This window comes from Bradyrhizobium sp. UBA2491 (assembly GCF_002341725.1).
In the GTDB taxonomy this organism is placed as follows: Bacteria; Pseudomonadota; Alphaproteobacteria; order Rhizobiales; family Xanthobacteraceae; genus Bradyrhizobium.
Genome location: NZ_DDOP01000018.1, coordinates 81531 through 108131, shown reverse-complemented (window position 1 = coordinate 108131; position 26601 = coordinate 81531). Strand labels below are relative to the sequence as shown.

The following is a 26601-nucleotide window of genomic DNA, read 5'->3' as shown; positions in this document are numbered from 1 at the left end:
TCGAGCGAAGCCTGCCCCGCACTTGATCCGGGATGCATACCGGTTCGCCCGAAGGAAACGCGTCAGAAAAAGAAGAAGGACTGACTAACGTGAAACTCGTCGAACCTCCCTCGTGCAGCGCTGCGTCCACCATCGTCTTCATCGGCCGCAACCACCGCGGCCAGTGGGTCGCCCAGCAACAGAACGGCCTCTATGGTCGCTTGTTCGTCAACCGCGCCCAGGCTGTCAAATACGCGCTGTTCGAGAACGGCCAGCACCCCGAAATGATCGTCGAACTGTCGCGCGAGATCGAGCTCGATATGCGCAGCCAGACCGCTGATATTCCCGCGAGCCGCGTGGCGTGAGCCGCCCCATGATCGCGCAGACAGCATCGAGATGGGCAGCGCCGGCCGATTCGACCGAATGGCTGTCGGGCTTCATCCCCGATCTTCCGACCCCCTTCAACCACCAGGACGAAATCGACGTCGATGCGTTCGGCCGGCTGTGCGAGCGCCAGATCGCAGCCGGCGCCACCGCGCTGGTGGTCGGCGAGACCGCGGGCGAAAGCTCGACGCTGGAGCCCGCCGAGCGCGCGCAGTTGGTTGCCATCGCAGCCCGCGTCGCGCGCAGGCGGGTCCGCATCATCGCCGGCGCCGGATCGAACGCGACGGATCGTGCCGTCACGTTCACGCGGGCCGCCGAGGCGGCGGGCGCAGATGCCATCATGTCGGTCGTGCCCTATTACAACAAGCCGATGCCGCAGGGCATGGCGGCGCATTTCCGCGCCGTGGCCGCCGCCACCACGCTGCCGGTGATCCTGCACGACGTCCCGTCGCGGACTGTCAAGGGACTCGCCGACGAGACGCTGCTCGAACTCGCGACCTCGCCACGGTTCGCGGGATTGCGCGACAGCGGTGCCGACGTCGCCCGGCTGGCGCGGCTGCGCGCACGCCTGCCCGCGACGTTCCGAATGCTGACCGGTGACGACAATTCATCGCTCGCCTGGCTTGCGGCCGGCGGCGATGGCTGCGTCTCCGCGGTGACGAACGTCGCGCCCGACCTGTATGTCGCCGTGCACCGGCACTTCCGCGCGGGCCGGCTGTACCAGGCGCGCGAGTTGCATCAGCGGCTGGTGCCGCTGGCGACCCTGCTGGAACGCGAGCATCCGGCCGCGCTGAAGTTCGCGCTGGCGCTGTTGGGCTTCATGCAACCGGCGACGCGGCTGCCGATCGTGCAATTGGGGACGGCGGCGAAGGCCGAAGTGGCACGGGCGATGGCCGCACTTGCCGACGAATATCTTGCAGCGGCACAGTGAGACAGGCCGACGCGGCGTAAGCCATCGCAATGCACAATGGCGCGAGCCAACATCGCTACGCCATTTCGCGGCGCTGCATGAAATCGCCGGTGAGCCTCGACCGTAGTGTTGCCGCTGGCGATGAACCTGCTCGATCACCTGACGCGGCGCAGCGAGGTCACCTGACCCGGCAAATGCTTGGCGCGCCACGCCGGTCCCGGGCCGCGCATGTAATGCGCCTCGGGCCGATAGGCGCTGATCGGCTGCTCGCCGATCCAGGCGAGGAATTTGAACATCCGCTCTGCGGCGCCGCGCAGCAGGGCCCTGATCGACGAAGCCGCGCGCATCTCAATAATCCCACTTCTCGCCGAGCACGGCCGGTGCCCGCGGATATTTCTCGGCATCGCCGCCCAGCATGCCGACATGGAGGTTGGTCTGCGCCCAGTGCTCGTGGCCGCGATGCAGCAGCAGCTCGTTGCGCAGCCGGTGGATTTTAGCCGCCGCGATCGCGCGGTGGATCGTCTTGAACGCCAGGCCGATCCGCCGGACCGTCCGGCGCAGCGCGGTCTGCATGGCACCGGCCGGGCCATGGGGCCGGACATCGTGCAAATGAAGCAGGGTCATGTCCCACCTTCCTGTTGGCGGCGCGCGAGCGCACCGCGTCAAGCTGGAAGATGCTGAGGACGGCGTAGGAATTCGAGAGGACCCGCCGCGTCATGACATAGGCGCGCCATAAGCGTCCAGCGCGCCGCCGCAATGCCGCAAATCGGGACAATTCGGCCGATTTTACCTTTGAGCCGCCTTTCCCTGGTGCCGGTTTACGGTCGCGGGCAAGACCGGTAACCTTGCCTCCCAGTGCGACGTGGAGAGTGCCGATGCGGCCAAAGGATCAGATCAACTGGATGCTGACAGACGCGATCGAGGCGCTCGCCCGGGCCGAACGATTGCACCAGAGCTTCCTCAATTTGCACCCGCGGGCAGGCAGCAGCGAGCCGAGCTGGGAACCGCCGATGGATGTGATCGAGACCGACGAGGAGATCCTGATCCTGGTCGCGCTGCCGGGGGTCGATCCCGACGAGGTCGAGGCCGCGCTCGACGGCGGGACGCTGGTGATCTCCGGCCGCCGCATCCTGCCCGCTGAACTGCGCGACGCCCGCATCCTGCGTCTCGAACTGCCGCAGGGCCGGTTCGAGCGCCGCATCGCGCTGCCGACCGGCCGCTACACCATCAGCCGCTTTGCCGCGCATGGCTGCGTCGGCCTGCGGCTCGGAAAATCGAGCTGAGGGATTTCGACATGGCTGCTTCGGACATTTCCAGCTCGACCACGGCATCGGCGCCGATCCCGAGCGACGCACTGATCATCATCGCGGTGCGCTCGACGGTGCTGTTTCCCGACGTCATCATCCCGATCTCGATCAACCGCGCCAAATCCATTGCGGCGGCGCAGCAGGCGGTCCGCGAGCAGCGCCAGATCGGCATCCTGTTGCAGCGCGATCCCGAGGCCGACGATCCCGGCCCGGACGGGCTCTACCGCGTCGGCACCGTCGCCAACATCGTGCGCTACATCACCGGCGCCGACGACACCCATCACCTGGTCTGCCAGGGCGTGCAGCGCATGCGCGTGCTCGACTATCTGCCCGGCACCCCGTTCCTCGCCGCGCGCGTGCTGCAGATCCCGGAGCCGACCACCACCTCGCCCGAGATCGAGGCCCGCTTCCTCAATCTGCAGCGCCAGGCGCTGGAGGCCGCGCAATTGCTGCCGCAGACGCCGCCCGAATTGATCGCCGCGTTACAGGGCACGACCTCGCCGGCCACCCTCGCCGACCTTGCGACCTCCTACATGGACATCAAGTCGCCTGAGAAGCAGGACATCCTCGAGACCATCGATCTCGTGCCGCGCATGGAGAAGGTCTCGCGGCATCTCGCCGAGCGCATCGAGGTGCTCCGCCTGAGCCAGGAGATCGGCCAGAAGACCAAGGCCGCGTTCGACGAACGGCAGCGCGAGGCGATCCTGCGCGAGCAGATGGCGACCATCCAGCGCCAGCTGGGCGAAGGCGACGGCAAGGCGGCGGAAGTTGCCGAGCTGACCAAGGCGATCGTCGAGGCCAAGATGCCGCCGGAGGCCGAGAGCCAGGCGCAGAAGGAATTACGCCGCTACGAGCGGATGCCGGAGGCCGCCGCCGAATCCGGCATGGTGCGCAGCTATCTCGACTGGCTGATCGACCTGCCGTGGAGCCTGCCCGAGGAGAAGCCGATCGACATTGCGGAAGCCCGCAAGATCCTCGACCAGGACCACTACGGCCTCGAAAAGATCAAGAGCCGCATCATCGAGTACCTCGCGGTGCGCAAGCTCGCGCCGGGCGGCAAGGCGCCGATCCTGTGCTTCCTCGGGCCGCCCGGCGTCGGCAAGACCTCGCTCGGCCAGTCGATCGCGCGCGCGATGTCGCGGCCGTTCGTTCGTGTCTCGCTCGGTGGCGTGCATGACGAGGCCGAGATTCGCGGCCACCGCCGCACCTATATCGGCGCGCTGCCCGGCAACATCATCCAGGCGATCAAGAAGGCCGGCGCACGCAATTGCGTGATGATGCTGGACGAGATCGACAAGATGGGCCGCGGCGTCCAGGGCGACCCGTCGGCCGCGATGCTCGAGGTGCTCGACCCCGAGCAGAACGGCACCTTCCGCGACAATTACCTCGGCGTGCCGTTCGACCTGTCGCGCGTCGTGTTCATCGCCACCGCCAATATGCTCGACGGCGTCCCCGGGCCGCTGCTCGACCGCATGGAGCTGATCAGCCTCGCCGGTTACACCGAGGACGAGAAGCTCGAGATCGCCAAGCGCTATCTGGTGCGCCGCCAGCTCGAGGCCAACGGCCTGAAGGCCGAACAGGTCGAACTCGATCCGGACGCGCTGCGGCTGATCATCAAGAGCTACACCCGCGAGGCCGGCGTCCGCAATCTGGAGCGCGAGATCGGCAAGGTGCTGCGCAACGTCGCGGTGCAGATCGCCGAAGGCAGCACGAGTCACGTCACGATCGCGCCGAAGGATATCATCTCGCTGCTCGGCCAGCCGCGCTTCGAGAACGAGATCGCGATGCGCACCAGCGTCCCCGGCGTCGCCACCGGCCTCGCCTGGACCCCGGTCGGCGGCGACATCCTGTTCATCGAGGCCTCGCGCACGCCGGGCCGCGGCGCGCTGATGATCACCGGACAACTCGGCGACGTGATGCGCGAGAGCGTGCAGGCCGCGATGACCCTGGTGAAGAGCCGGGCCTCCCAGCTCGGCATCGACCCCGGCATGTTCGAGAAGAACGACATCCACATCCACGTTCCCGCCGGCGCCACGCCGAAGGACGGCCCGAGCGCGGGTGTCGCGATGTTCACCGCCCTCACCTCGCTTTTGACCGATCGCACCGTGCGCAGCGACACCGCGATGACCGGCGAGATCTCGCTGCGCGGCCTCGTGCTGCCGGTCGGCGGCATCAAGGAGAAAGTGGTCGCCGCCGCGGCCGCGGGCCTGACCCGCGTGATGCTGCCGACCCGCAACAAGCGCGATTACGACGACATCCCCGCCGGCGCCCGCGCCAAGCTGGAATTCATCTGGCTCGAGCGCGTCGACGACGCGATCGCCGCCGCGCTGGAGCCCGCCAAGACGACTCCGGCGGCGGCGGAGTGACTGCTTTATCAACAGCAGGGGGCGTGCAGCAATCTCTGCCACGCCCCCTGGATTAGATTCGCAGGATGGGTAGAGCTAAGCGAAACCCATCGCCTGTGCCACATGTCGCGAATGATGGGTTTCGCTTCGCTCTACCCATCCTACACGGCCGAGCGGGCTTCAGCTCTTCTCCATGCAATCTTCGATGTAGAACCAGCGGTCGTCGCCGGTCAGGCCCTTCGACTTCACCTCGGCGCGGCAGGCCTTCAGCTTGGGCTTGTTGGCGACCCACTTCGCCTTCATGTCCTTCAGCTTCTGCATGGTGAGCTTCATGCGCGACGGCTTGGCTTCGGATGGAGCGGTGCCCTGGGCCGAGGCGGCTTGCAGTGAGCCAGCGAGGAGCAATGCGGCAGCAAGACAGATTGCCGGACGAAGCATGACGGAAATTCCCTTGACTATCGGTTCAATGACTATCGATTGAATTCAACATGGCGGAGCGCGGGACGCAAACGTCCCGCGCATCCGGCTTCCGGTCAGAAAATCTTGACCGCGCTTTCCAGCGTCTTGTAAACGCCCCACGCCAGCGGGACCGCGACGAAGGCCCAGAACAACAGCGCCTTGGTGTCGAGGCCGCCCTTGCCGATCCCGAACGATCCGCTTGGCCCGGACGCTGCCGCGCTCGCCGTTTCGGCCTGCAACCTGGCGACCTCGGCCTCACTCATGTGCCACTTCGAATCCACCGGCCGGATTCTGAAATTGCAGATCAAGCCGATGATCAAAAGGCCAGCCAGGATATACATGGTGCGGTCGTAGACCAGCGCACGCTCGATCCCGGCCTGAAGCTGGGCGTCCCTGATATAGCCGACCAGCAGCGGACCGACGACGCCGGCCGTTGACCACGCCGTCAACAGGCGGCCGTGGATCGCGCCGACGAACTGCGTGCCGAAGATATCGGCGAGATAGGCCGGGATGGTCGCGAAGCCGCCGCCATACATCGTCAGGATGATGCAGAAGGCGCCGACGAACAGCGTGCGCGAGCCCATATGGGCGAAGCTCGGCGCCAGCGCGTAGAGCACGATGCCGAGGATGAAGAACGTGTAGTAGGTGTTCTTGCGGCCGATCTTGTCCGACAGCGACGCCCAGAAGAAGCGGCCGCCGATGTTGAACAGCGACAACAGGCCGACGAAGCCGGCAGCGATCGTCGCGATCGCCACCTTCTGCCCGGCATCAAGTGCCGCGAAGCCGACGCCGGCCTTGCCGATCAGCGCGCCGCCGAAGATCTCCTGAAGCATCGGAGAGGCCATCGCCAGCACGCCGATGCCGGCCGACACGTTCATGCAGAGCACCATCCAGATCAACCAGAACTGCGGCGTCTTGTGTGCATTGTCGAGATGCACATTGGCCGAGCTGATCATGCGGTTGGTGGTGGCGGGCGGCGTCCAACCCTCGGGGCGCCAGCCGGCCGGCGGCACGCGATAGCCGAATGCGCCGATCATCATGAAGACGAAGTAGATTGCCGCCATGGCGAGGAAGGTCTGCCAGACGCCGACCGAGGTCGGCGTCTTGAAATAGTTGATGAGCAGGTTTGCCAGCGGCGAGCCGATCATCGCGCCACCGCCGAAGCCCATGATGGCCATGCCGGTCGCCATGCCGCGGCGGTCGGGAAACCACTTCACAAGCGTCGACACCGGCGAGATGTAGCCGAGCCCGAGGCCGACGCCGCCGATCAGGCCGAGGCCGATCCACAGGATCCAGAGCTGATGGATGTAGACGCCGAGCGCGGAGATCGCAAAGCCACCGGACCAGCACAGCGCCGCGACGAAGCCCGCCTTGCGCGGACCGGCGCGCTCCAGCCAGCCGCCGAACATCGCGGCGGAAAGACCGAGCACGACGATGCCGATGGTGAAGATCATCAGCAGGTTGGTGACCTGCCAGTCGCAGGTCGTGGTAAAGAGGTCGCCAAGCACCGAAGGATTCTGGCAGGCGGCCGGCTTATCGATGCCGATCGCTCGCGACAGCGGTAGCCAGAACACGCTCAGCCCGTAGGACATGCCGATGCAGAGGTGGATGCAGAGCGCAGCCGGCGGCACCAGCCAGCGGTTGAAGCCGGCGGTCGCGATCGTCTGTTCCTTGTCGAGGAAACCTGCGCCTGCCGCGGATACACGTCCGGCACTGCTCACTGTGGTCATTAATACCTCCCCTGCAGCCGCCATTGCGTGAGGCGCGTCTGCGTCTTCGATCCCGTCTCAGCCCTTGCGGTCAACGGCTGCCGGCCGCTCCGCACATTCCTTCGATGCGCCGGGACCAACCACGCGCATGTTCAGAAATGCCAACCCCCGATACGACCGGATATGCCCGACCTCGCAGCCCCTGATCTGGACACATGCCGGCCATCGTCCGCCCATGTGCCCACATCCGGGCAAAGGTTCATCTCCACAACCCGGCGGAGCTTATCAATTCGCGCAGAAGCGGGAACGGGTGTCGATAGGCAAAAGGTAGAAATTCAGCTGCAACTAGCGTGTACGCGGCGATGCAGCATTTGAATTGTCTATCGTTCCATTCGCCTTCTCGATCAGGAAAACGATGCGAACATCGCTTCGCTCGGTGATCTCGACCTTGTCGCCGGTCTCCTGAATGAGCGCCGGGATATCGATCACCGAAAGCGGATCGGTGCAATGCACTTCGAGCAGGTCTCCGGCGATCACGGTCTTCAAGGCCTTGCGCGTCTTCAGCGCAGGCAACGGGCATTTCAGGCCTGTGAGATCGAGTTTCGTCGTTGTCATGGTACGACCATGGCGAAGCCGTCGTGCATCGTCAACGCCAGCCGGCCCATCCCGTTCAGCTTTCGGCCGCAGCCGAGGCGCGCACATCATCGACACCGATCGCGGAACGCAGCATCAATTCGGCAACGGCCGCGATGTCGTCGAGATGCGCAATCGGCAGCCTGGTTTCGATGGCAACGTCGCTGGCAATTCCGACAATGCATGGGTCATCGGGAAACAGCAGCGGCTTGCCATTGGCGGCGCGATGCACCTCGATCTTGTTGAGCGGCTCGCGCTTGAAACCTTCGACCACCACCAGGTCGACGCTCGCCATCTTGGCGAGCAGTTCCGGCAGCCGCGGTTCATCGGCGCCGCGCAGTTCGTGCATCAGAGCCCAGCGCCGCGTCGAGGACACCAGCACCTCGGTCGCGCCGGACTGCCGGTGCACCCAGGAATCCTTGCCGGGCACATCGACATCGAATTCGTGGTGAGCGTGCTTGATCACGGAGATGCGCAAGCCGCGGCCGCGCAGATAGGGGATCACCCGCGACAGCAGGGTGGTCTTCCCGGCACCGCTCCAACCCGCGAGGCCAATCACTTTCATCCGCGTCTCCGAAGGCGTCCAGCGTTCAATGCTGCTTATATCAGCCTTGATGCCAAGTCATGCCAGCCTCCGATATCGTCCGGCTGATCTGCCTTGGGACTGCCTTCGGAAACTTCTGAAGCGCCATGTCCGCAGCTGCCGGGAGTTTTTGCGAGGCGACATCGCCGGTGGCTTCGAAAGCGCGCAGCCAAAACACGAATGCCGGTTCGAGGACGGGGCCGAAGCATTCGTTGAAATTTCGGATATCCCCATGAAATGAATGGTTAATCGGCGGTCCGTATCGCCATCTCATAAGGCAATCTTAACAGCATCTGCCTTACCTGTTCTCCCGTTCAACGGGAGACCCGTCCAGTGCCCAATCATGATGATGTTCGAGACGCGATCAGTCTGAAGAACCGGGTTCTGGTCACCGGAATCTTCCTGGCGTCGGGCGCGGCATCGCTGATCCTTCAGGTGCTCTGGTTCAAGCAGTTGCAATTCGTGCTGGGAAGCGCGACCGTCTCCGTCAGCGTCACGGTGGCGAGCTTCTTCTTCGGCCTTTCGCTCGGCAGCGTCGTCGGCGGCCGGGTCGCCGACACCGTCGACCGCCCCCTGAAGGTCTACGGATTTCTCGAACTCGCGCTCGCGCTGGTGTCGCTGGCGGTGACCGCGTTCCTGTCGCATTGGCCGACATGGGTGGGCTGGCTGGCGCCCATGCTGGACCTGGAGTCTCCGCTCCGCCTGCCCCTCATGGTCGCGCTGTCGCTCGCGATCCTGTCGCTGCCGACGATGTTGATGGGCGCAACCCTGCCCTTTCTGGTGCGATACCTGACCCGCGCGCAAACCGACCTCGCCAACCGCATCGGCCTGCTCTACGGCTTCAACACCCTGGGTGCGGCCATTGGCACTTTGACCGTCGGCTTCGTCCTGATGGGTCTCGTCGGGATCACGGGATCGAGCCTGGTTGCGGCGGCGCTGTATGTCTGCGTCGGCCTCGCGGCGCTGCTCGTTGCGCGCGGCACGAGTCCCCTGCCGCCCTCACCGGCCACCACGAATATGCCGGCGCAAGCACCAGGATCGCAGCAGGGCAGCACGACCATCCTGATCTGGGTCTTCGCGTGCTCCGGCTTCGTGTCGATCGCCTATGAGGTGGTCTGGTTCCGCTTCCTGACCAATGTCAGCACCTCGAGCGTCTACGCGTTCTCCGGCATGCTCGGGGTCTACCTACTGGGGCTGGTGATCGGCGCCCTGATCTGCGCCAGGCTGCTCGCGCCCCGCAAGGATCAATTGCTGCGCTACTTTGCCGTCACGCAATTGCTGATCGCGGTTGCCGCCACGCTGACCGTCGGAATCCTCGGCAAGGCGCGCACCGTGGGCGTGGCGCTGCATCCGATCGTCTCAAGCCTGCTTCCGGTCCCGGCGCAGGAACTGCTGGGCGGCGACGTTTCATTCTTCCTGATCTGTGCCATTGCGCTGTTGCTGCCGACCACGCTGATCGGCATCAGCTTTCCGCTGGCCAGCGAACTGACCGTGATGCAGATGAGCGCGCTCGGCCGCAGGATCGGCTCGCTCTACGCCTTGAACACGATCGGTGGCGTGCTGGGCTCGCTGGCGGCGGGATTCCTGCTGATCCCCTATCTGGGCAGCCAGTGGGCGCTCACGGTCCTGATTGCCCTGAACGTCCTGCTCTTTGTCGCGACCGCCGTATCGCAACCGGGTCTTCTCCGAGAGAGGAGCCTGTGGCGACAAGGGACGGTCGCCGCAGGCGTCATCGCCGTGTCGCTGCTGCTGTTCACCCCGCATTACCTGGAGCGGGTCCTGACCGCGATCGAAGGCGCCAATGTGCTTGAATTGCGGGAAACCCGGCAGGCGACATTTGCTGTGGTCGAGTATCAGGACGGGGCGGCGGGGACCTATCAGCAATTGGTGGTGAACTCGAAAAGCTATGCCAACAACCGCCCCGAGGGCCGACGCTACATGGCCGCGATGGGGCACTATCCCATTCTGCTGCACCCGGGCCCTGTTGAAACCGCTGTCGTGATCTGCATCGGAACCGGAACCACGGTGGGTGCAGTCAGCACCCATCAGGAACTGCAATCGATCGACGCAGTCGATCTGTCCCCGACGGTGTTCGAATTCGCGCCGCATTTCGTGCCGATCAACAAGCAGTTCTATCAGAATCCCAAAGTCCACCAGATCGTTGCCGACGGGCGCCACTTCCTGCTCGGGACCAACGAGACATTCGACGTCATCACGCTCGAGCCGCCGCCACCGCATGACGCCGGCGTTATCAACCTCTACACCGAGGAATTCTACGCGCTGGCCAAGCAGAGGATGCGTCCTGGCGCCGTGCTCGCGCAATGGGTGCCGCTCGATTTCAACCGCGGCATTCTTCCGAAGATGATCCTCAAGGCCATGATGGGCCAGTTCAAGCATGTCTCGCTGTGGCTGCCGTCCAGAATGGAAGGCGTCGCGATCGCCTCCGACGAACCCTTGACAATCGATCCGCGCATGCTCGCGATGCGGATGTCGCAACCCGCGGTGGCCGATGACCTGACGGCAAACGGGCTGCGCTCGCCGGAGGATTTCCTGGCCACCTTCATCGCCGCCGATGCGAAGCTCGCGGCCTTTGTCGGAGACGTGCCGACCCTGACGGATGACCGGCCACGCCTCGAATATTACAACTGGTATCCGCTGAGCTCGATCAGCGTCGACGAATTGAAGCGACTCCGCGAGCCGGTCGAAAACTACCTCGCCGACAAGTCGGTCGACGAGGCCCGTCTCGACACCGCGCGCACGGTCGCCAATGCGATCCTGGACGAGCACCAGGCCACGGCCGAGGGCGACAGATCGGCCGCCGATGCAGCGGTTCGCCTGGCCCTCAAGCTGGCGCCGGACAATTCCTATGTCGACTTCCTGGACCGCAAGCTGCGCGAGTGATCGGGCGGCCTGCGGCGAATCGATCGTCCGCGGGAACGTAGGATGGGTAGAGCGCAGCTAATTTCCCTGCGCCCTCTGTGAAGAGGGCGAAACGAACGAGCAAAGCTCGGACAGATGATGTCGCGAGGATGCGGACGCATGATCCATAGATCGCGCCACACACTCGCTGTCATCCCGGCGAAGGCCGGGACCCATTACCCCAAATCTCCACTGTTGGACGAGGCTGGGGCTGCAAATCCCGTTCATGACCGAATGCGGTGGTCATGGGTCCTGGCCTTCGCCAGAACGACAGCGGTGGATCTGGCACGGCTCACCGCTACGCCGGCCTGAATCCCGCCCTCACCAACGCCGCACGGCTCTCCTCCGACGCCAGCGCATCGAGAAAGGCCTGCACCGCGGGCCGCCGCCTGCGCGCCGTCACCACCGCGAAATCATAATGCTCCTCGGCGAGTGGAATGAAGCCAAGCCCGGACGCGTGGGCGACCGGCGCGATGGTCATGCCCCAGTCGGCGCGATGCTGCGCCACCGCGGCGGCGACCGCATTATGCGAGCGCGGTTGGTTCCAGTAGCCGTCGGGCCGGCTGCCCGCCAGCAGGCGGTCGATCAGGATGCGGGTGCCGGCGCCCTGGTTGCGGTTGACCATGATGCAGGCGGGATCGGCGAGCGCGGCATGCACCGCCTGCTCCGCGCTCAGACCGGCAAAGCGTGCATCGTCCTTGCGGAACACGATGCCCTGCATGCGCCGCCAGCCCGGCACCAGCTCGAGGCCGTCGGCCAGATACGGCGTGTTGTAGGTCTCGGTCTTGTCGTCGAACAGATGGATCGGAGCGAGATCGCATTCGCCGCGCCTGGCGGCCGCGAGCCCGCCGAGACTGCCGACCGCGATCGAACGCACCACGAGCCCGGCATGCGCCAGCGGCGCGGTGACGAGATCGAGCCCGGTGCAATGGCTGCCGACGATGACGAGATCGGGCACCCGCACATGCGGCGTGAACAGCGTCACCTCGGCCTCGCTGCCGGCCGGCAGCTGGTCGGCAAGTGCCTCGATCTTCAGGAAGCCGTCCGCCTGCGCAAACGCCGTGATCGCGCCCGAGCCCTTGCCGCCGGGATAGGCGATCAGGCCGGCGGCGCCTTCGACCAGCGACACCATCACGAACTCGGTGCGCCCGAGCTCGGAGGCGATGCGCACCGGCACCTTCGCCGCCACCTTGGCATCGGAACGCGGCGGCAGGCCGGCCATCCGCCGCAGCACCGGCACGATCATGTCGTGGAAGGTGAACATCGCCGAGGTCGGAAACCCCGGCAGGATGACCACCGGCTTGCCGTCGCAGACCGCAAGGCACAGCGGCTTGCCCGGCTTCAGCGCCACGCCATGTGCGATGATCCCGGGCTTGCCGAGCCGGCCAATGATCCGGTGCGAGACGTCGCCGGCGCCCTTGGAGGTGCCGCCCGACAGCACCAGCATGTCGCTGTCCGCCAGCGCCTTGCGCATCGCGGCGTCCAGCATCGCCTCATTGTCGGCGATCGCACCGAGGAACGACGCATCGCCGCCGTTCTCGGCGATCGCTGCCGTGACGATCGCGCCGTTGGTATCGTAGATCGCGGCCGGCCGCAGCCTGTCACCCGGCTGCACCAGTTCGTCGCCGGTCGACAGGATCGCGACGCGCGGGCGGCGCGTTACTTGAACGTCAGCGATGCCGCAGGCCGCGAGCATGCCGATCTCGCGCGAGCCGATGATCGTTCCCGTGCGCAGCAGTGCCTCGCCGCGCGCGATGTCGGAGCCGGCATACGACACGAACTGCCCGGGCGACGCCGCGCGGCGGACCTCGATGGCGTCGTTGCCGCCGGTCTGGCCGACGGGTTGGGTGTGCTCGACCATCACGACGGCGTCGGCGCCGCGCGGCACCGGGCCGCCGGTTGCAATCGCGGTCGCGGTGCCCGGGAGCACCGGACGGGTCGGCGCGATGCCGCAGGAAATGGTCTCGTCGGTCAGCGCCAGTTGCACCGGCGCCCCCTCGCTGGCGCGCGCAAGATCGGCCGAGCGCACGGCAAAACCGTCGACATTTGAGCGATCGAACGGCGGCACGTCGATCGGCGCCACCACGTCCTGCGCCAGCGCGCGGCCGAGCGCGGCGGCGAGCGGTCGCGTCTCGGACGGCAATTGGCGCGGGAACAGCGCCGCCTCGAAGCGCGCGAGCGCCTCCTCGCGCGACAGGATGGTCAGGAACTGGTCCTGCTCGATGGACGGCTTGGGGTTCGGCGTGAAAGTACTGGTCATCCCGGGAACTCACTCCCGCAACATATAGGCATCGACGGCCGTGCCCGCGGCAAAACCCTCCGCTGCGCCAGGCACGATCAGCAGGGCTTCGGCGCGCGCGATGGCATCGAGCGACAAGTCGCCGATCGCCAGCACATGCCAGCGGCCTTGCCGGCGCGTCAGCAGCACGACCTCTGCGACACCGACGCCCGAAGCGACCTTGCGTTCCAGCGGCAGCGTCAGCGATTTGCGCGGGCGCCGGCCCGAGAGCTGGTCGAGCACCGGAAGCGCAATCGCCCACCAGGCCGCGAAGGCCTGATCCGGCGCGCCGGGCAATGCGACCACCGGGATCGGATCGATCCGCCCGACCGCAGCGGTGCGCCCGGGTTGCAGTGCGATGCCGCGCGCGATCAGCGTGCCACGCTTCGCCAGCGCATTGACCGCCACATCCGTGTGACCAACGCCGGTGCCCCCGATCGTGACGATGAGATCGCAGCCTTCCGGATCGAGCGCGTTGGCGATCGCTACCACATCCGGCGTCACCGTCGTGCAGACGAACTCAGCGCCTGCAAGTCGCGCGGTATCGGCGATCAGTTGCGCGGTCAGCTCGCCATTGCCGATATTGACGATGCGCAGACGCGGGCGTCTTACACGCAGCAGCTCAAGTCCGGCCGCCCGCGCGAGCAGCAGACCACGCGGCAGCAGCGGCTCGCCTGCCGGCGTCACCGTACGCCCCGCGGCGATGTCGCTGCCGGCCCGCCGGACGCCCTGCCCCGGGATGGCTTCGGCGAGCACCTGCGGCAATGGACCGGAGCTGTCGACCGCATCGGCATCGACCACGCAATCGGTGCCATCGGGCATCGCCGCGCCGGCAGCGACCCAGGCCGGGAGCTCGGTCAGCGCCAACGGCGCATAGGAGGACGCGCCGACCAGATCATTGGCGCGCATCGCCCAACCGTCGTTGACCGCGATATCGTGCGGCGGATAGGCGCGTGCGGCTGGTATTTCGGCTGCGATGCAGTGCAATGCGTCCGCGGGCGGCAACTCGATCGGCGCGACCGCCGCGACGTCGCGCAGCACGGCCGCCAGCGCCGCATCGAGCGGGGTAAGCGAAGCCGGGAGGCGCTGGGCGGTGACCATGGCCCGCTATGGACTGAATCGGTGGCGAAAGAAACCGGCTTGGGCCGGTCCAGATCCCCGTCATTAGACCGATGGCGCGTTGACGCGGACCCCAAATTAGTTGCAAAAGAAACCAATATGACCGGGTTGCAGAAGCCCGGCACAACCATAATGGCCAATGCGCCAGTTCAGGAGGGAGACAGAATGATCGCCACCAGACTAGCCATGTTCGGGACGCTCGCAGCCGCGCTGCTGGCCTCCTCGACCGCATCGGCGCAGGTATCCGACGACATCGTCAAGATCGGCGTGCTGACCGACATGAACGGACCGGCCTCGACCCCGACCGGACAGGGCTCGGTGACCGCAGCCCAGATGGCGGTCGACGATTTCGGCGGCAAGGTGCTCGGCAAGCCTGTTACGGTGATCGTCGGCGATCACCAGCTCAAGCCGGACATCGGCGCGACCATCGCGCGGCGCTGGTATGACGTCGATCAGGTCGACCTCATCGTCGACGTGCCGGTGTCGGCGGTCGGTCTCGCGGTGCAGAACATCGCCAACGAGAAGAAGAAGCTGTTCATCACGCACTCGACCGGCGCGACCGACTTCCACGGCAAGTTCTGCTCGCCCTATGCGATGCAGTGGGTGTTCGACACCCGCGCGCTCGCGGTCGGCACCGCGCAGGAGGTCGTGAAGCGCGGCGGCGACAGCTGGTTCTTCATCACCGACGACTATGCGTTCGGCCACTCGCTGGAGAAGGATGCCTCCGCCGTCGTGACCAAGAACGGCGGCAAGGTGCTCGGCGCGGTGCGGCCGCCATTTGCGACGCCCGATCTGTCGTCCTTCATCTTGCAGGCGCAGGCCTCGAAGGCCAAGATCATCGGCATTGCCGGCGGCCCGCCGAACAACACCAACGAGATCAAGACCGCCGCGGAGTTCGGTGTCTTCGCCGGCGGCCAGCAGATGGCCGCGCTGCTGGCGCTGATCACCGACGTCCATTCGATCGGGCTGTCGGCCGCGCAGGGCCTGCTACTGACCACCTCGTTCTACTGGGACATGGACGACAAGACCCGGGAATGGTCGAAGCGCTATTTCGCCAAGATGAACCGGATGCCGACGATGTGGCAGGCCGGCGTCTACTCCTCGGTGACCGCCTATCTCAACGCGATCAAGGAGACCGGCACCGACGATCCGCTCAAGGTCGCGGCCAAGATGCGCGAGAAGCCGGTGGAGGATTTCTTCGCCCGCAACGGCAAACTGCGCGAGGACAATCTGATGGTGCACGACCTCTGGCTGGTGCAGGTCAAAACGCCCGCCGAGTCGAAATATCCGTGGGACTACTACAAGATCCTGGCGAAGATCTCGGGCGAGGATGCGTTCGGCCCGCCAGACCCGGCCTGCCCGATGGTGAAGAAATAAGATCAGCGAATGGCGAATAGGGAGCAGCGAATAGATGCGACTATTCGCCACTCACTCTTCGCCGCGCTAGCGCGTCACCCCGATCTCGCGGAAATATCTCATCACGCCGGGGTGGATCAAATTGAGATCGGGCGCGGCGGCGATGGTGTTCGCCGCCGTGGTCTCGCAAGCCTGGGCGAGCTTCTTGCAGAAATCAGCCTCGACGCCGTGCAGCGTCTTCGCCAGCCGATAGGCAACGTCGTCGGGAAGGCTCTCGCGCACCAGGATGTAGCTCCAGGAGCCGATCGAAGCGATCGCCTCACTCTGCTTCGGGTAGCTGCCGGCGGGGATCGTCAGCGGCTTGAGGAAGCTGTGCTTGGCGCGGACGCGCGCGATCTCGTCCGCGGTCGGCGCGATGAACCGCGCGCCGGTCGGGCTCTCGGCCAGCTTGGTGAAGCTCGGCCAGCCAATCCCGGCGCCCCACAGCGCGGCGACGCGGCCATCTTCCAGCATCGCAGGGCCATCGCCGGCGCGGTCGAGATAGATCGATTTGAAATCCTCGTCCTGCTTCAACCCGATGCCGTCGAGAATGTAGCGCGACAGGATCGGGATGCCGGACCCCTTGGCGCCGAACGCGACCGGTTTCCCGACCAGATCCTGGATCGTCCGGTACGGGCTGTCGGCGCGCACCACGAACATGCCGGGTGCCGAATACATCGCGGTGAGGATCCTGAGTTTCGTCGCCTTCGGCCGGCCGATGCCCATGAAGGCTTCATAGGCCGGCTCGCCGGCAACGGTCGCGATGTCGACGCTATCGACCTCGAGCAGCGGAATGTTCTCGTTGGAGCCCTTGGTGTTGCGCGGCTCGATCGACAGCGTCGGGTCGGCCGCGTTGATCACCTCGGCGAGGGCGTTGCCATAGAGCGGAAAGCCGCCGCCCGGCGTCGCCGTGGCGAAACTGATCGTGGTTTTGGAAATGGTCTTGCCCCCCTCTTGCGCCGCCGCGCCGCCCGCCAGCAGCAGCACGCCGGCGCAGATCATAACAGCGAACTTCATCACGAGCCTCGAGCATTGCACATGAGCCCGACTATCGTCGCACGGGCGATGTCGTAGGCAAAGGCGGCGTTTTGTGAAACCATGACGGCAACGGTCACAAGAAAATGACGGGAGACATGATGATCCGGTTCGCACGTGCCGCGTTGCTTGGTTTGGCCTGCTGTCTTGCTTCGTTCAGCCCCTCATCCGCAGCCGACTATCCAAACCGTCCGGTGCGCTGGCTGATCGGGTTTGCCGCCGGCGGCCCGGTCGACATCGTCGCCCGCATCATGAGCCAGTGGCTGTCGGATCACCTCGGCCAGCAATTCGTGGTCGAGAACCGCGCCGGTTCCGGCGGCAACATCGCGGCCGCCGCCGCGATCAACTCGCCGGCGGATGGTTACACGCTGCTGTTCGTCGCGCCCAACAACGCAATCTCGACCTCGCTCTACAAGAAGCTGCCCTACGACTTCCTGCGCGACACCACCCCGGTCGCCAGCATCATGCAGCTCACCAACATGCTGGTGGTCTCGAACGCGATGCCGGTAAAGACGGTTCAGGAGTTCATCGACTACTGCAAGGCCAATCCGGGCAAGATCGCCTATGCCTCGTCCGGCAACGGCACCTCGGTGCACATGTCGGCCGAGTTGTTCAAGGCGATGACCAAATGCGACATGCAGCACGTGCCGTATCGGGGATCGGCGATCGCCTTCCCGGACATCATCTCCAACAAGGTGCAGCTGATCTTCGACAATCTGCCGTCGGCGCTGGAGCAGTCGCGCGGCGGCAGCGTCCGCGCGCTCGGCGTGACCTCGCCAAAGCGCTGGCCGGGCGTGCCCGACGTGCCGGCGATCGCCGAGACCGTGCCGGGCTTCGAGTCGGTCGGCTTCTACGGCATCTCCGCGCCGAAAGGCACGCCGCCGGAAATCGTCGACATCCTCAACAAGGCGGTCGGCGAGGCCCTGAAGGACCCCAAGCTGGTGGCGCGCCTCGCCGAGGTGGGCGGCATCCCGAAGCCGATGACCCCGGCCGAATTCGGCAAACTGGTAGCCGACGAGACCGAGAAATGGCGCAAAGTCGTCGAGTTCGCCGGCGTCTCGGTGGATTGAGCAATTCATTGATGCGCTGGTGGGCCCGGCAGGACTCGAACCTGCAACCAGACCGTTATGAGCGGCCGGCTCTAACCATTGAGCTACAGGCCCCGCCGCCTCGCGGGCCGCGGGGGGCGGCCGGCAACGGTGCCGGCTCCGTTTACAGGGTGCGTGGGGTTTCGGCAATGCCGCCCCCCGCCTCCCGGCCCAACACGCAGCCGCGTGTCGCCCGAGACAGAACGGCGGCCAGGCGCCGTTTGCTACCCTTTGGATGCCCTGGTCAGATGCCTCAGCTTTTCAGCGCGGTCACGACCACCTCGATCAACGCCCCGCCGCCGAGATCGGCTACGCCGACGGTGGCGCGTGCCGGCAGGTTGTCGCCAAAGAATTCGGTCCAGGCCTGATCCATCTCCTTCTTCTTAGCCAGGTCAGTGACGAAGATCGAGGCGCTGACGACGCGCGTCGTGTCGGTGCCGGCCTCCTTCAGGTAGCCTGCGATCTTGCCGAGAATGTTGCGGGTCTGCTCGCCCATCGAGACGCTGGTGTCGTCGGCGATGGTCCCTCCCAGAAAGACGAAGCCGTTCGCTTCGACGGCACGATGCATGATGGGTGTACGGATGCTGCGGGTGATGCTCATGATGTCCTCTCGTTAGAGCGTTGCAGGATGGAAGCGGTCGATACCGAGATCGCCGATCCGGGTCTGGGTGCCGCCGTTCGTGATCAGCTCGGCCATCACGGCGCCGGCGCCGGGGCCGAGCTGGAAGCCGTGCAGCGAAAAGCCGAACTGGTGATAGAGCCCCTTGTGACGGGCGCTCGGCCCGAACACCGGGAGGTCGTCCTTCATCTTCGCCTCAATGCCGGCCCAGGCCCGCACGATCGACGCATCGCGCATCACCGGAAACAGCTCGAACACCGTGCGCGCGCTGATCGCGAGGCCCTTCCAGTCCAGCACCGTCTCGTTGCGATCCTGGTCGACTGTCGCCAGATGTCCACCGCCGATCAACACGGTGCCGTTTGAAAACTGTTTGAAGGACAGCTTGCGGCCGCGCAGGATCACGACGGGATCGATGAAATGCGGCACACGCGAGGTGATCATCAGCATCGGCGCGACGGTCTCGACCGGCACCGGCTCGCCAAGATCAGCGGCGATCCGCCCCGCCCAGGCGCCGGCCGCATTGACCAGCACGGGAGCGACGTAGCTGTCGGCGCCGGCATCGACGTGCCAGAGGCCGTCGCTCTGCCGGATGTTGGTGGCGGCCACGCCTTCGCGTACGATGGCGCCGAGCCGCTCGGCCTTGCGGCGAAATGCCGTCGTCGTCTGCGCCGGGTTGGCGGCGCCGTCACGGCGCGAGACCACGCCGCCGGGACAGCTGTCGGCGACCGCCGGTACCAGCCGCCGCAGCTCGGCCGCGCCGATCAGTTCCTCATGGATGAAGCCGAGCGCATTCAGCTCCGCAACGCGCGCGCGGTAGGTCGCGAGCTCGTCCTCGTTCTCCGCGACGAGGACCTGGCCGTGGCTCTCGAAACTGCAATCGTCATCGACAAGCTCGGTGATCCTCTCCCAGATTCCCATCGAGCGGATCGAAAGCGGAATCTCGGGAATGTGCCGCGCGAGCTGACGCACACCACCGGCGTTGACGCCCGAGGCATGCCGCCCTGCATAGTCCTTCTCGATCAGCACCGGCTTCATGCCGGCGAGACATAGATGCAGCGCGGTCGAGCATCCGTGGATGCCGCCGCCGACGACGATCGCATCCACGCCTGTGGTCATCCGCGCACCACCGCCTTGACGTCGGTGTCCGTCTTGGCGACGGAGGCGAGCTCGGCGAGCGTGATCGGCTTGACCGGCGCGCGCAGCCGGTAATAGCCGATCTCTTGCGGACTCTTGTCGCGCGCCTGCGCCATCAACTCGGTGACGGTGAGGCCGCAGAGCCGGCCCTGGCACGGTCCCATGCCGGTGCGGCGATAAGCCTTGAGCTGATTGGGACCAGTTGCGCCGATCGCGACCGCGTCGAGGATGTCCTTCGCGGTCACCTCCTCGCAGCGGCAGACGATGGTATCGCCCGACGGAATCCGGAACTGCGGCGCTGGGCGAAACAGCGTGTCGAGGAAGGCCCGGCCGCGCTCGGCCTTGGCGAGATCGGCGCGCAACGCCGCCATCGGCGGCAATCCGGCGGCGGCCGCCGGCGCCAACGACTCCACGGCAGCGCGCGCCGCAATCCGGCCGCGAACCTCGGCCGCTCCGGCACCGCCGATGCCGGCACCATCGCCGGCGATCGCGATGCCGGCGACCGACGACGCGCTATTGGCATCGAGCACCGGCGCCCAGCACAATTGCAGCTCGTCCCAGCGATGCTCGGCGCCAGCCGCCATCGCGAGATTGACGTTCGGCACGACACCCTGGTGTAGGAGCAGCAGATCCGCGGCAATCGACCCACGCTTGCCACCCGCGACATAGCTCACGCTCGCGAGCCGGCCATCGCCGGACGCGGCGAGTTCGGTGACGCCGGACACCACCCGAACCTTCGCCCGCACCTCGCGCATCATCGCGAGACCCTTGGCGAAATAGGGCGAGGTCAGAAAGGCGAAGGCGTGCGGGATCGCGGCGAGATAATTTCCGCGCGCGGTGGTGTCGAGAATGCAGTCGAGACGCCCGCCGAGGCGCAGGATCTGCGCCGCGAGCAGCCACAGCAGCGGACCCTGCCCCGCGATCACAGTGGGGCCGTCCGGCACCAACGCCGACGATTTCAGCATGGTCTGCGCGGCGCCGGCGGTCATCACACCGGGCAGCGTCCAGCCGGGAACTGGAAACGGCCGTTCCAGCGCACCGGTCGCGAGGATCACGCGCGACGCCTTGACGAAGGCCGAGGCGCCGCCGACCGAGATACCGATGTCGAGGTTGCGATCGAGGCTCCAGACCGTCGCGCGCTGAATGACCTCGGCGTTGCTCGCGCGCAGGGCCTGCACGAGATCGGCGCCCGCCCAGTAGTCGGCGCCGAGCTGACCGCGCTCCGTCACGGGCGTCGAGGCGATGGCGCGATACACTTGGCCGCCTGGGCCGATGTTCTCGTCGAGCAGCAGCGTCGACAGGCCGGCTCTGGCCGACGTCGCAGCCGCGGCGAGCCCGGCGGGACCGGCTCCGATCACCACGACGTCGTAGGTTTCGCGCTTGGGGCCTGTGGTCATTTTCCGATCTCCCGCTTGCCCTTCTGAATTTCGATCTGCATGTCCGCGGTAACCGGCACGAGGCAGCCCTGGCGGTTGCCGACGCCATCGATGGTGACAAGGCAATCGAAGCACACCCCCATCATGCAGTAGGGTAGACGCGGCGTGCCGTTGACCGCGGTCGAGCGGCGCACGTCGCGTCCGGAGGCCAGCAGTGCCGCGGAGACGGTGTCGCCCTGGCGTGCCGCGACGGCCACGCCGTCGACGAAAATCTGCACCAACGGTCGCTTGTCCTGGTCGGAACGTTTGAACATGGAATGCTCTTTCTCGATATCTCTAATAGCCGCTGCGGTTGGCCGCGCCGTTGCCGCCGAAGCGGCCGGCCGAGAAGGCGCCGACCAGTTCGGGCTCCAGCGCGCCCTGGGCGACCATGCGCGCCACGTCGAAGGCGTGATTGGAAGCCAGCGTGACGCCGGAATGGCAGCAGGCCACGAAGGCGCCGGGATGGCTCTCCGACTGGTCGTAGATCGGAAACCCGTCCTGCGGCATGACGCGGATCCCGGCCCAGCTCCTGACCACGTTGAGCCGCGCCAGATGCGGGAACATGCGCTGCGCCCGATCGGCCATCACCGCGCTGACCGAATGCTTGAGCGTGCGATCGTCGAGCTCCTCTTCCCTGCTGTCCCCGATCATCACGGTGCCCTCGTCGGTCTGGCGGATCGTGGTCAGCGGGTGCGGCAGGAACGGCATGGTGCGCTCGGTCACCACGATCTGACCGCGGGTCGGGCCCATCGGCGCGTGGAGACCGACCATCGGCGCAAGCGCCTGGTTGGCGTTGCCAGCGGCAAGCACGACCTTGGCGGCACGCAGCTCGCCTTGCGGCGTCGTCAGCTGGAATTCACCGCCACGCTTGGAGATCGCCGAGACCGGTCGCTCTGGAAAATAATCGACGTCGAAGGCCTTGAAGCCGGTGTGGAACGCGCGGAACGTGCGCAGCGAATTGACATGGCCGTCGTGTGGACAATAGCTGCCGCCCGAGACGTCCGGCCCGATCAGCGGCAGCGCCTTCTTGACCTCGGACGCCGGCAGCATCTGCATCCCGTAGTCGGCAGCGCCGATCTGGTTGTGCATCCGCTTGACGAGATCGGCGCGCTGCCCGAACTCGTCCTCGCCGAGCGTCAGGTGAAAGCCGCCGTTCTGCTGCAAGCAAACGTCGAGCCCGGTCTGCTGCTTGAGCTCCGCGGCGAGCCTGCCCCACGCCTCGGACGCGCGAACCGTCCAGACCGTATAGGCTGGCATGCCCAACCCCTTGCTCTGCACCCAGACCAGCGCGAAGTTGGCGCGCGAGGCGCGTTTGGCGATATCGCCCTCGTCGAGCACCGCGACCGACTTGCCGAGCCGGCCCAGTCCCCAGGCGATGGCGGAGCCGAGCAGTCCGCCGCCGACGACGGCGACGTCATAATCTCCGGACATGAGTTCTCCTATCGTCCCGTGTCGCTCTTGCCGGCGAGCACGCGGTCGAGCCCGTAGAAGCGGTCGAGCAGAATGAGGGCGGTCATGGTGATTCCGATCACGCAGGCCGACACCGACGTCACCAGCGGATCGATGTTGTCCTGGATGTAGAGGAACATGCGCACCGGCAGCGTTTCGGTGCCCGGCGCGGCAAGAAAGACGGTCATGGTCAGGTCGTCAAAGGACTGGATGAAAGCAAGCGCCCAGCCGCTGATCACGCCAGGCAGGATCAGCGGCAGCGTAACGCGGCGGAACAGCGTCCACCCGCCGGCGCCGAGCGAGACCGCCGCCATTTCGACCGAGAGGTCCATGCCGGTGGCGGCCGCCAGCGTCAGCCGTAGCGCGAACGGAAACACGATGACGACATGTGCGATGATCAGCGCCGCAAAGCTGCCGCCCATTCCGACCGAGGTGAAGAAACGAAGGAAGGCGATGCCGAGCACGACATGCGGGATCATCAGCGGCGACAGGAACAGCGCGGCGAGCGCATCGCGGCCGCGGAAACGATAGCGCGCGATCGCGAGTGCCGCCGGCACCGCGAACAACAGCGCCACGAACGACGACAGTGCGCCGAGGCCGAGGCTGACCCAGAAGGCGTGGATGAATTCCGGATAGTTCGCGATGGCGCGGAACCAGCGCAGCGAGAAGCCGCCCGTCGGCAGCGACAGGAAGCCCTCCGGCGTGAAGGCGACGAGACAGACGACGAGGATCGGCGCCACCATCACGATCACGAAGATGGTGTGGAAGATCAGCGCCAGCGGGCCGTTCTGTCTCATCGGAACACCTCCGCATAGCGCCGCTCGATCAGCGCGTTGCTGCCGACGACGATCAGCACCAGCGCGACCAGCAGCAGCGTGGCGACGGCGGCTCCCAGCGGCCAGTTCAGCGTGTTCAGAAACTCGTCATAGGCGAGCGTCGCCGCGACCTTGAGCCGGCGTCCGCCGATGATCGCCGGCGTCGCGAAGGCGCTTGCCGAGAGCGAGAACACGATGATGGCGCCCGACAGCACGCCGGGCATGATCTGCGGCATGATGATACGGCGGACGATGGTCAGCGAACCGGCGCCGAGCGACATCGCGGCGTTCTCGATCTGCGGATCGAGCCGCTGCAAGGCGGCCCACACCGAGAGCACCATGAACGGCATCATCACGTGCGCGAGCGCGACGACCATGCCGGTTTCGGTGAACATGAAGGGAATTGGCGTGCCGATCAGTCCGAGCGACATCAATAGCTTGTTGACCACCCCGTTATTGCCGCCGAACAGCAGCGCCCAGCCGAGCGTGCGCGCCACCACCGAGATCAACAGCGGGCCGAGAATGACGAGCAGAAAGAAGCTCTTCCAGCGCCCGCTCATGCGATTGAGGATGTAGGCCTCGGGCGCACCGAGCACGGCCGTGAGCACGGTGGTCAGGATCGCGATGCGAAAGGTGCGCCAGAACATCTCGGCGTAATACGGATCGCTCACGATCTCGTGCCAGTTCTTCACGATGAAGACCGGCTCGATGCCCTTGTATTGGCCCCAATCGTGGAACGACAGCAGCACGGTCATCGCCAGCGGAATCAGCAGCACGCCGACGAACAGCATCAGGGCCGGCGCCGTCAGCGCCCAGGGTGCGCGGATGCTGGGTTGCTCCGTTGCCGTCCTCATGCGGCAGCTCCGGCGCGCGCACTCATGTCCTCCGGACGCCAGGCGAGGCGGACCGCGTCGCCCTCGGCCGGCTGGGTCTGGCCGTCGTTCTGGCGGATCACGATCGCCGGGCCGCATTCGCTCTCGCACTGGAACAGCCAGTGATTGCCCTGGAAGATGCGCGTGACGATTTTTGCACAGAGGCCGGTATCGCCGAAGCCGATCCGTTCGGGACGAACGCTGATCGTCACGGGACCGCTGAGCCCGGCAGGCGCCGGCGCGCTCCACGACCCCGCGAGCAATCGCGCGGGCGTGCTGGTGCGGTCGATCGTCGCGGCAAAGTCGTTGGTCTTGCCGAGGAATTGCGAAACGAACGCCGAGGCTGGCCGCTCATAGGTCTGCTGCGGCGTGCCGATCTGTTCGATGCGGCCCTGGCTCATCACCACGATACGGTCGGACAGCGACATCGCCTCGTTCTGGTCATGGGTGACCAGGATCGTCGTGGTGCCGAGCGTGCGCTGGATCTGGCGCAGCTCGATCTGCATCTCCTCGCGCAGCTTGGCGTCGAGGTTCGACAGCGGCTCGTCGAGCAGCAGCACGCTCGGCCGGATCACCAGCGCACGCGCCAGCGCCACACGCTGCTGCTGGCCGCCGGACATGCGGCGCGGATGGCGTTCCTCGTAACCCGCGAGGCCGACCATCGCGAGCGCCGCACGGACCCGTTCGGCGCGCTCCGCTCGCGCCACATTCCGCATCTCCAGACCGAAGCCGACATTCTCCGCCGCGGTCATGTGCGGAAACAGCGCATAGCTCTGGAACACGATGCCGAGCCCGCGCCTGGCCGGATGCACGGCGGTCAGGTCGTTGCCCTCGAGGCGGATCGCGCCGCGCGTCGGGTCGAGGAAGCCTGCGATCATCTGTAGCGTCGTGGTCTTGCCGCAGCCGGAGGGGCCGAGGAAGGAGATGAACTCCCCCTTGCCGACTGCGAGACTGAAGTCGTCGACGACAGTCTGCGCGCCGAACTGCTTGGCGACACGATCGAGCTCGAGATAGGCCATGGACTGACTCCGGTGCGGCGATCAGATCAACGCTCGACCTCGCGATTCCAGCGCTTGGTCCACTCCTCGCGCTTGTCGTTGATTACCGTCCAGTCCGGATTGTAAAGCTTCGCCGCACGCTCGCCGAGCGGAGCCATCTTGCCGAGTTCCGGCGCTATCACGAGCGATTTCAGCACCGGTCCGTAACCATAGTCCTTCAGCATCACGAGCTGGATCTTCGGATCTAGCAGCCCCTTGACGAAGCTCGAGGCAAGCGGCGAGGCGTTGGGCTTGGCGATCGGACAGGCGGTGGTCAATAGCGTCGCCGCGCCTTCCTTCGGATAGACGAAGTCGACGGGGAAGCCGGTATTGGCAAAGCTCTGCACGCGTCCGGAGCCCCATACGGCGATGACGGCCTGGCCGGACTGGAACAGCTCGGTCATCTTGCCCGGCGACGGCTCGTAGGCGAGCACGTTCGGATTGATGTCGTTCTTGAAGATCTTGAAGCCGGCATCGACATTGGCTTCGCTGCCGCCGTTCATCTTCGCGAGCATCAGCAACGCCTCCAGGCCGTAGGTGTTGTTGATCGGCGGGATGACGAGCTGCTTCTGGTATTTCGGATCCTTCAGGTCGTTCCAGGAGGTCGGCGGCGCCCAGCCCTTCTCCGCAAATGCCTTGGTGTTGTACATCAGGCCGGTCGCAACGATGCCGATCGCCACGGCGCGATCATCCTTGAAGCGGGCGGTGTCGTAGATATCGGCCGGAAGTCCGTCGAGCTTGCCGCAGAAGCCGAGCTGGATCGCCTGATACATCGGGCCGTCGTCGACGATGATCACGTCGATCTGCTGATTACCCTTCTGCGCCTGGAGCTTTGCCAACGTATCGGTCGAGTTGCCGGCGACGTATTCGACCTTGACGCCGTTCTCCTTCTCAAAGCCCGGGATGACCTGTTCGCGGATAGTCTTCTCGAACGAGCCGCCATAGCCGGCCACGTAGAGCGTTTTCTGCTGGGCCATGGCGACCGACGGGAGCGCGGCCAGTACCGCGATGCCGACCGCAGTCAGGAGGCTGAAATTCTTCATGGGACCGATCTCCAATACCGGGATGGGGTGACGTGCCGGCGGGAGCCATCCGCATTCGATCGGCGCCAATT

25 protein-coding genes and 1 tRNA gene are annotated in these 26601 nt (G+C 65.9%); 7 read left to right on the top strand and 19 right to left on the bottom strand.

Annotated elements, in window-relative coordinates; translation table 11 throughout:
- Positions 1 to 89 precede the first annotated feature (89 nt).
- Positions 90 to 344, top strand: coding sequence for a hypothetical protein (locus B2W55_RS06220; RefSeq protein WP_291532192.1), 255 nt, complete (start codon positions 90 to 92; stop codon positions 342 to 344).
- 8 nt (positions 345 to 352) lie between these two features.
- Entirely contained in the window at positions 353 to 1294 is a 942-nt protein-coding gene (gene dapA / locus B2W55_RS06215) for a 4-hydroxy-tetrahydrodipicolinate synthase (protein WP_024579863.1), read from the top strand.
- A 134-nt stretch (positions 1295 to 1428) separates the two neighbouring features.
- Here the strand turns inward: dapA and B2W55_RS06210 are convergent, their stop codons facing one another.
- Both B2W55_RS06210 and B2W55_RS06205 read right to left on the bottom strand, forming a co-directional pair.
- Positions 1429 to 1620, bottom strand: a complete 192-nt coding sequence (locus B2W55_RS06210) for a hypothetical protein (RefSeq protein WP_024579862.1) — start codon at positions 1618 to 1620, stop codon at positions 1429 to 1431.
- A gap of 1 nt (position 1621) precedes the next feature.
- Positions 1622 to 1897, bottom strand: a complete 276-nt coding sequence (locus B2W55_RS06205) for a hypothetical protein (protein WP_029878896.1) — start codon at positions 1895 to 1897, stop codon at positions 1622 to 1624.
- A gap of 251 nt (positions 1898 to 2148) precedes the next feature.
- Between B2W55_RS06205 and B2W55_RS06200 the strand changes: the two genes are divergently transcribed.
- On the top strand, positions 2149 to 2556 hold the full coding sequence (locus B2W55_RS06200) for an Hsp20/alpha crystallin family protein (protein WP_024579860.1): 408 nt from the start codon (positions 2149 to 2151) through the stop codon (positions 2554 to 2556).
- 11 nt (positions 2557 to 2567) lie between these two features.
- Positions 2568 to 4946 carry an endopeptidase La gene (gene lon / locus B2W55_RS06195; RefSeq protein WP_024579859.1) on the top strand — a complete coding sequence of 793 codons (2379 nt, stop codon included), beginning with the start codon at positions 2568 to 2570 and terminating at the stop codon, positions 4944 to 4946.
- 159 nt (positions 4947 to 5105) lie between these two features.
- Here the strand turns inward: lon and B2W55_RS06190 are convergent, their stop codons facing one another.
- From B2W55_RS06190 to mobB, 4 genes are all read right to left on the bottom strand, one after another.
- A complete protein-coding gene (locus B2W55_RS06190; RefSeq protein ID WP_024579858.1) occupies positions 5106 to 5363 on the bottom strand; it encodes a hypothetical protein in 258 nt (85 codons plus the stop codon).
- A 95-nt stretch (positions 5364 to 5458) separates the two neighbouring features.
- Positions 5459 to 7114, bottom strand: coding sequence for an OFA family MFS transporter (locus tag B2W55_RS06185; RefSeq protein ID WP_024579857.1), 1656 nt, complete (start codon positions 7112 to 7114; stop codon positions 5459 to 5461).
- 324 nt (positions 7115 to 7438) lie between these two features.
- On the bottom strand, positions 7439 to 7708 hold the full coding sequence (locus tag B2W55_RS06180) for a sulfurtransferase TusA family protein (RefSeq protein ID WP_024579856.1): 270 nt from the start codon (positions 7706 to 7708) through the stop codon (positions 7439 to 7441).
- Between the two features lie 55 nt (positions 7709 to 7763).
- Positions 7764 to 8321, bottom strand: a complete 558-nt coding sequence (gene mobB / locus B2W55_RS06175; RefSeq protein WP_256372061.1) for a molybdopterin-guanine dinucleotide biosynthesis protein B — start codon at positions 8319 to 8321, stop codon at positions 7764 to 7766.
- A gap of 321 nt (positions 8322 to 8642) precedes the next feature.
- On the opposite strand from mobB, the gene B2W55_RS06170 reads away from it, so the two are divergent.
- Positions 8643 to 11210: a fused MFS/spermidine synthase gene (locus B2W55_RS06170; protein ID WP_024579853.1), complete on the top strand. Its 2568-nt coding sequence runs from the start codon at positions 8643 to 8645 to the stop codon at positions 11208 to 11210.
- 316 nt (positions 11211 to 11526) lie between these two features.
- Here B2W55_RS06170 and B2W55_RS06165 read toward each other — a convergent pair whose 3' ends face one another.
- Together B2W55_RS06165 and B2W55_RS06160 are read right to left on the bottom strand one after the other, a co-directional pair.
- A complete protein-coding gene (locus tag B2W55_RS06165) occupies positions 11527 to 13488 on the bottom strand; it encodes a molybdopterin biosynthesis protein (protein ID WP_024579852.1) in 1962 nt (653 codons plus the stop codon).
- A 9-nt stretch (positions 13489 to 13497) separates the two neighbouring features.
- On the bottom strand, positions 13498 to 14607 hold the full coding sequence (locus B2W55_RS06160; RefSeq protein ID WP_024579851.1) for a molybdopterin-binding protein: 1110 nt from the start codon (positions 14605 to 14607) through the stop codon (positions 13498 to 13500).
- A gap of 183 nt (positions 14608 to 14790) precedes the next feature.
- Between B2W55_RS06160 and B2W55_RS06155 the strand changes: the two genes are divergently transcribed.
- The gene (locus tag B2W55_RS06155) at positions 14791 to 16002 is read left to right on the top strand and encodes an ABC transporter substrate-binding protein (RefSeq protein ID WP_024579850.1); all 1212 of its coding nucleotides are present in this window, start codon (positions 14791 to 14793) and stop codon (positions 16000 to 16002) included.
- 66 nt (positions 16003 to 16068) lie between these two features.
- On the opposite strand, the gene B2W55_RS06150 is transcribed toward B2W55_RS06155, so the two are convergent.
- Positions 16069 to 17037, bottom strand: coding sequence for a TAXI family TRAP transporter solute-binding subunit (locus B2W55_RS06150; RefSeq protein WP_024579849.1), 969 nt, complete (start codon positions 17035 to 17037; stop codon positions 16069 to 16071).
- 119 nt (positions 17038 to 17156) lie between these two features.
- Here B2W55_RS06150 and B2W55_RS06145 point away from each other — a divergent pair, with 119 nt between their 5' ends.
- On the top strand, positions 17157 to 18125 hold the full coding sequence (locus B2W55_RS06145) for a Bug family tripartite tricarboxylate transporter substrate binding protein (protein WP_029878895.1): 969 nt from the start codon (positions 17157 to 17159) through the stop codon (positions 18123 to 18125).
- Positions 18126 to 18142: 17 nt separating this feature from the next.
- Here the strand turns inward: B2W55_RS06145 and B2W55_RS06140 are convergent.
- The 10 genes from B2W55_RS06140 to B2W55_RS06095 form a co-directional block, all read right to left on the bottom strand.
- Positions 18143 to 18218: transfer RNA gene (locus B2W55_RS06140), tRNA-Ile, on the bottom strand.
- 178 nt (positions 18219 to 18396) lie between these two features.
- Positions 18397 to 18744, bottom strand: coding sequence for a RidA family protein (locus B2W55_RS06135; RefSeq protein ID WP_024579847.1), 348 nt, complete (start codon positions 18742 to 18744; stop codon positions 18397 to 18399).
- Positions 18745 to 18756: 12 nt separating this feature from the next.
- The gene (locus B2W55_RS06130) at positions 18757 to 19878 is read right to left on the bottom strand and encodes an NAD(P)/FAD-dependent oxidoreductase (RefSeq protein WP_024579846.1); all 1122 of its coding nucleotides are present in this window, start codon (positions 19876 to 19878) and stop codon (positions 18757 to 18759) included.
- Positions 19875 to 21293 carry an NAD(P)/FAD-dependent oxidoreductase gene (locus B2W55_RS06125; RefSeq protein ID WP_024579845.1) on the bottom strand — a complete coding sequence of 473 codons (1419 nt, stop codon included), beginning with the start codon at positions 21291 to 21293 and terminating at the stop codon, positions 19875 to 19877. Before B2W55_RS06125 ends, B2W55_RS06130 begins: the two co-directional genes overlap by 4 nt.
- Complete coding sequence (locus B2W55_RS06120) at positions 21290 to 21586, bottom strand: (2Fe-2S)-binding protein (RefSeq protein WP_024579844.1); 297 nt, start codon at positions 21584 to 21586, stop codon at positions 21290 to 21292. The genes B2W55_RS06125 and B2W55_RS06120 overlap by 4 nt, the downstream gene beginning before the upstream one ends.
- A gap of 22 nt (positions 21587 to 21608) precedes the next feature.
- Positions 21609 to 22745 (bottom strand): NAD(P)/FAD-dependent oxidoreductase, encoded by a 1137-nt coding sequence (locus tag B2W55_RS06115; protein WP_024579843.1) that lies wholly within the window; start codon positions 22743 to 22745, stop codon positions 21609 to 21611.
- 8 nt (positions 22746 to 22753) lie between these two features.
- On the bottom strand, positions 22754 to 23560 hold the full coding sequence (locus B2W55_RS06110; protein ID WP_024579842.1) for an ABC transporter permease: 807 nt from the start codon (positions 23558 to 23560) through the stop codon (positions 22754 to 22756).
- Positions 23557 to 24432 (bottom strand): ABC transporter permease, encoded by an 876-nt coding sequence (locus tag B2W55_RS06105; protein ID WP_024579841.1) that lies wholly within the window; start codon positions 24430 to 24432, stop codon positions 23557 to 23559. The genes B2W55_RS06110 and B2W55_RS06105 overlap by 4 nt, the downstream gene beginning before the upstream one ends.
- Positions 24429 to 25469, bottom strand: coding sequence for an ABC transporter ATP-binding protein (locus B2W55_RS06100; RefSeq protein WP_024579840.1), 1041 nt, complete (start codon positions 25467 to 25469; stop codon positions 24429 to 24431). Before B2W55_RS06100 ends, B2W55_RS06105 begins: the two co-directional genes overlap by 4 nt.
- A gap of 26 nt (positions 25470 to 25495) precedes the next feature.
- The gene (locus B2W55_RS06095) at positions 25496 to 26530 is read right to left on the bottom strand and encodes an ABC transporter substrate-binding protein (RefSeq protein ID WP_024579839.1); all 1035 of its coding nucleotides are present in this window, start codon (positions 26528 to 26530) and stop codon (positions 25496 to 25498) included.
- Positions 26531 to 26601 lie beyond the last annotated feature (71 nt).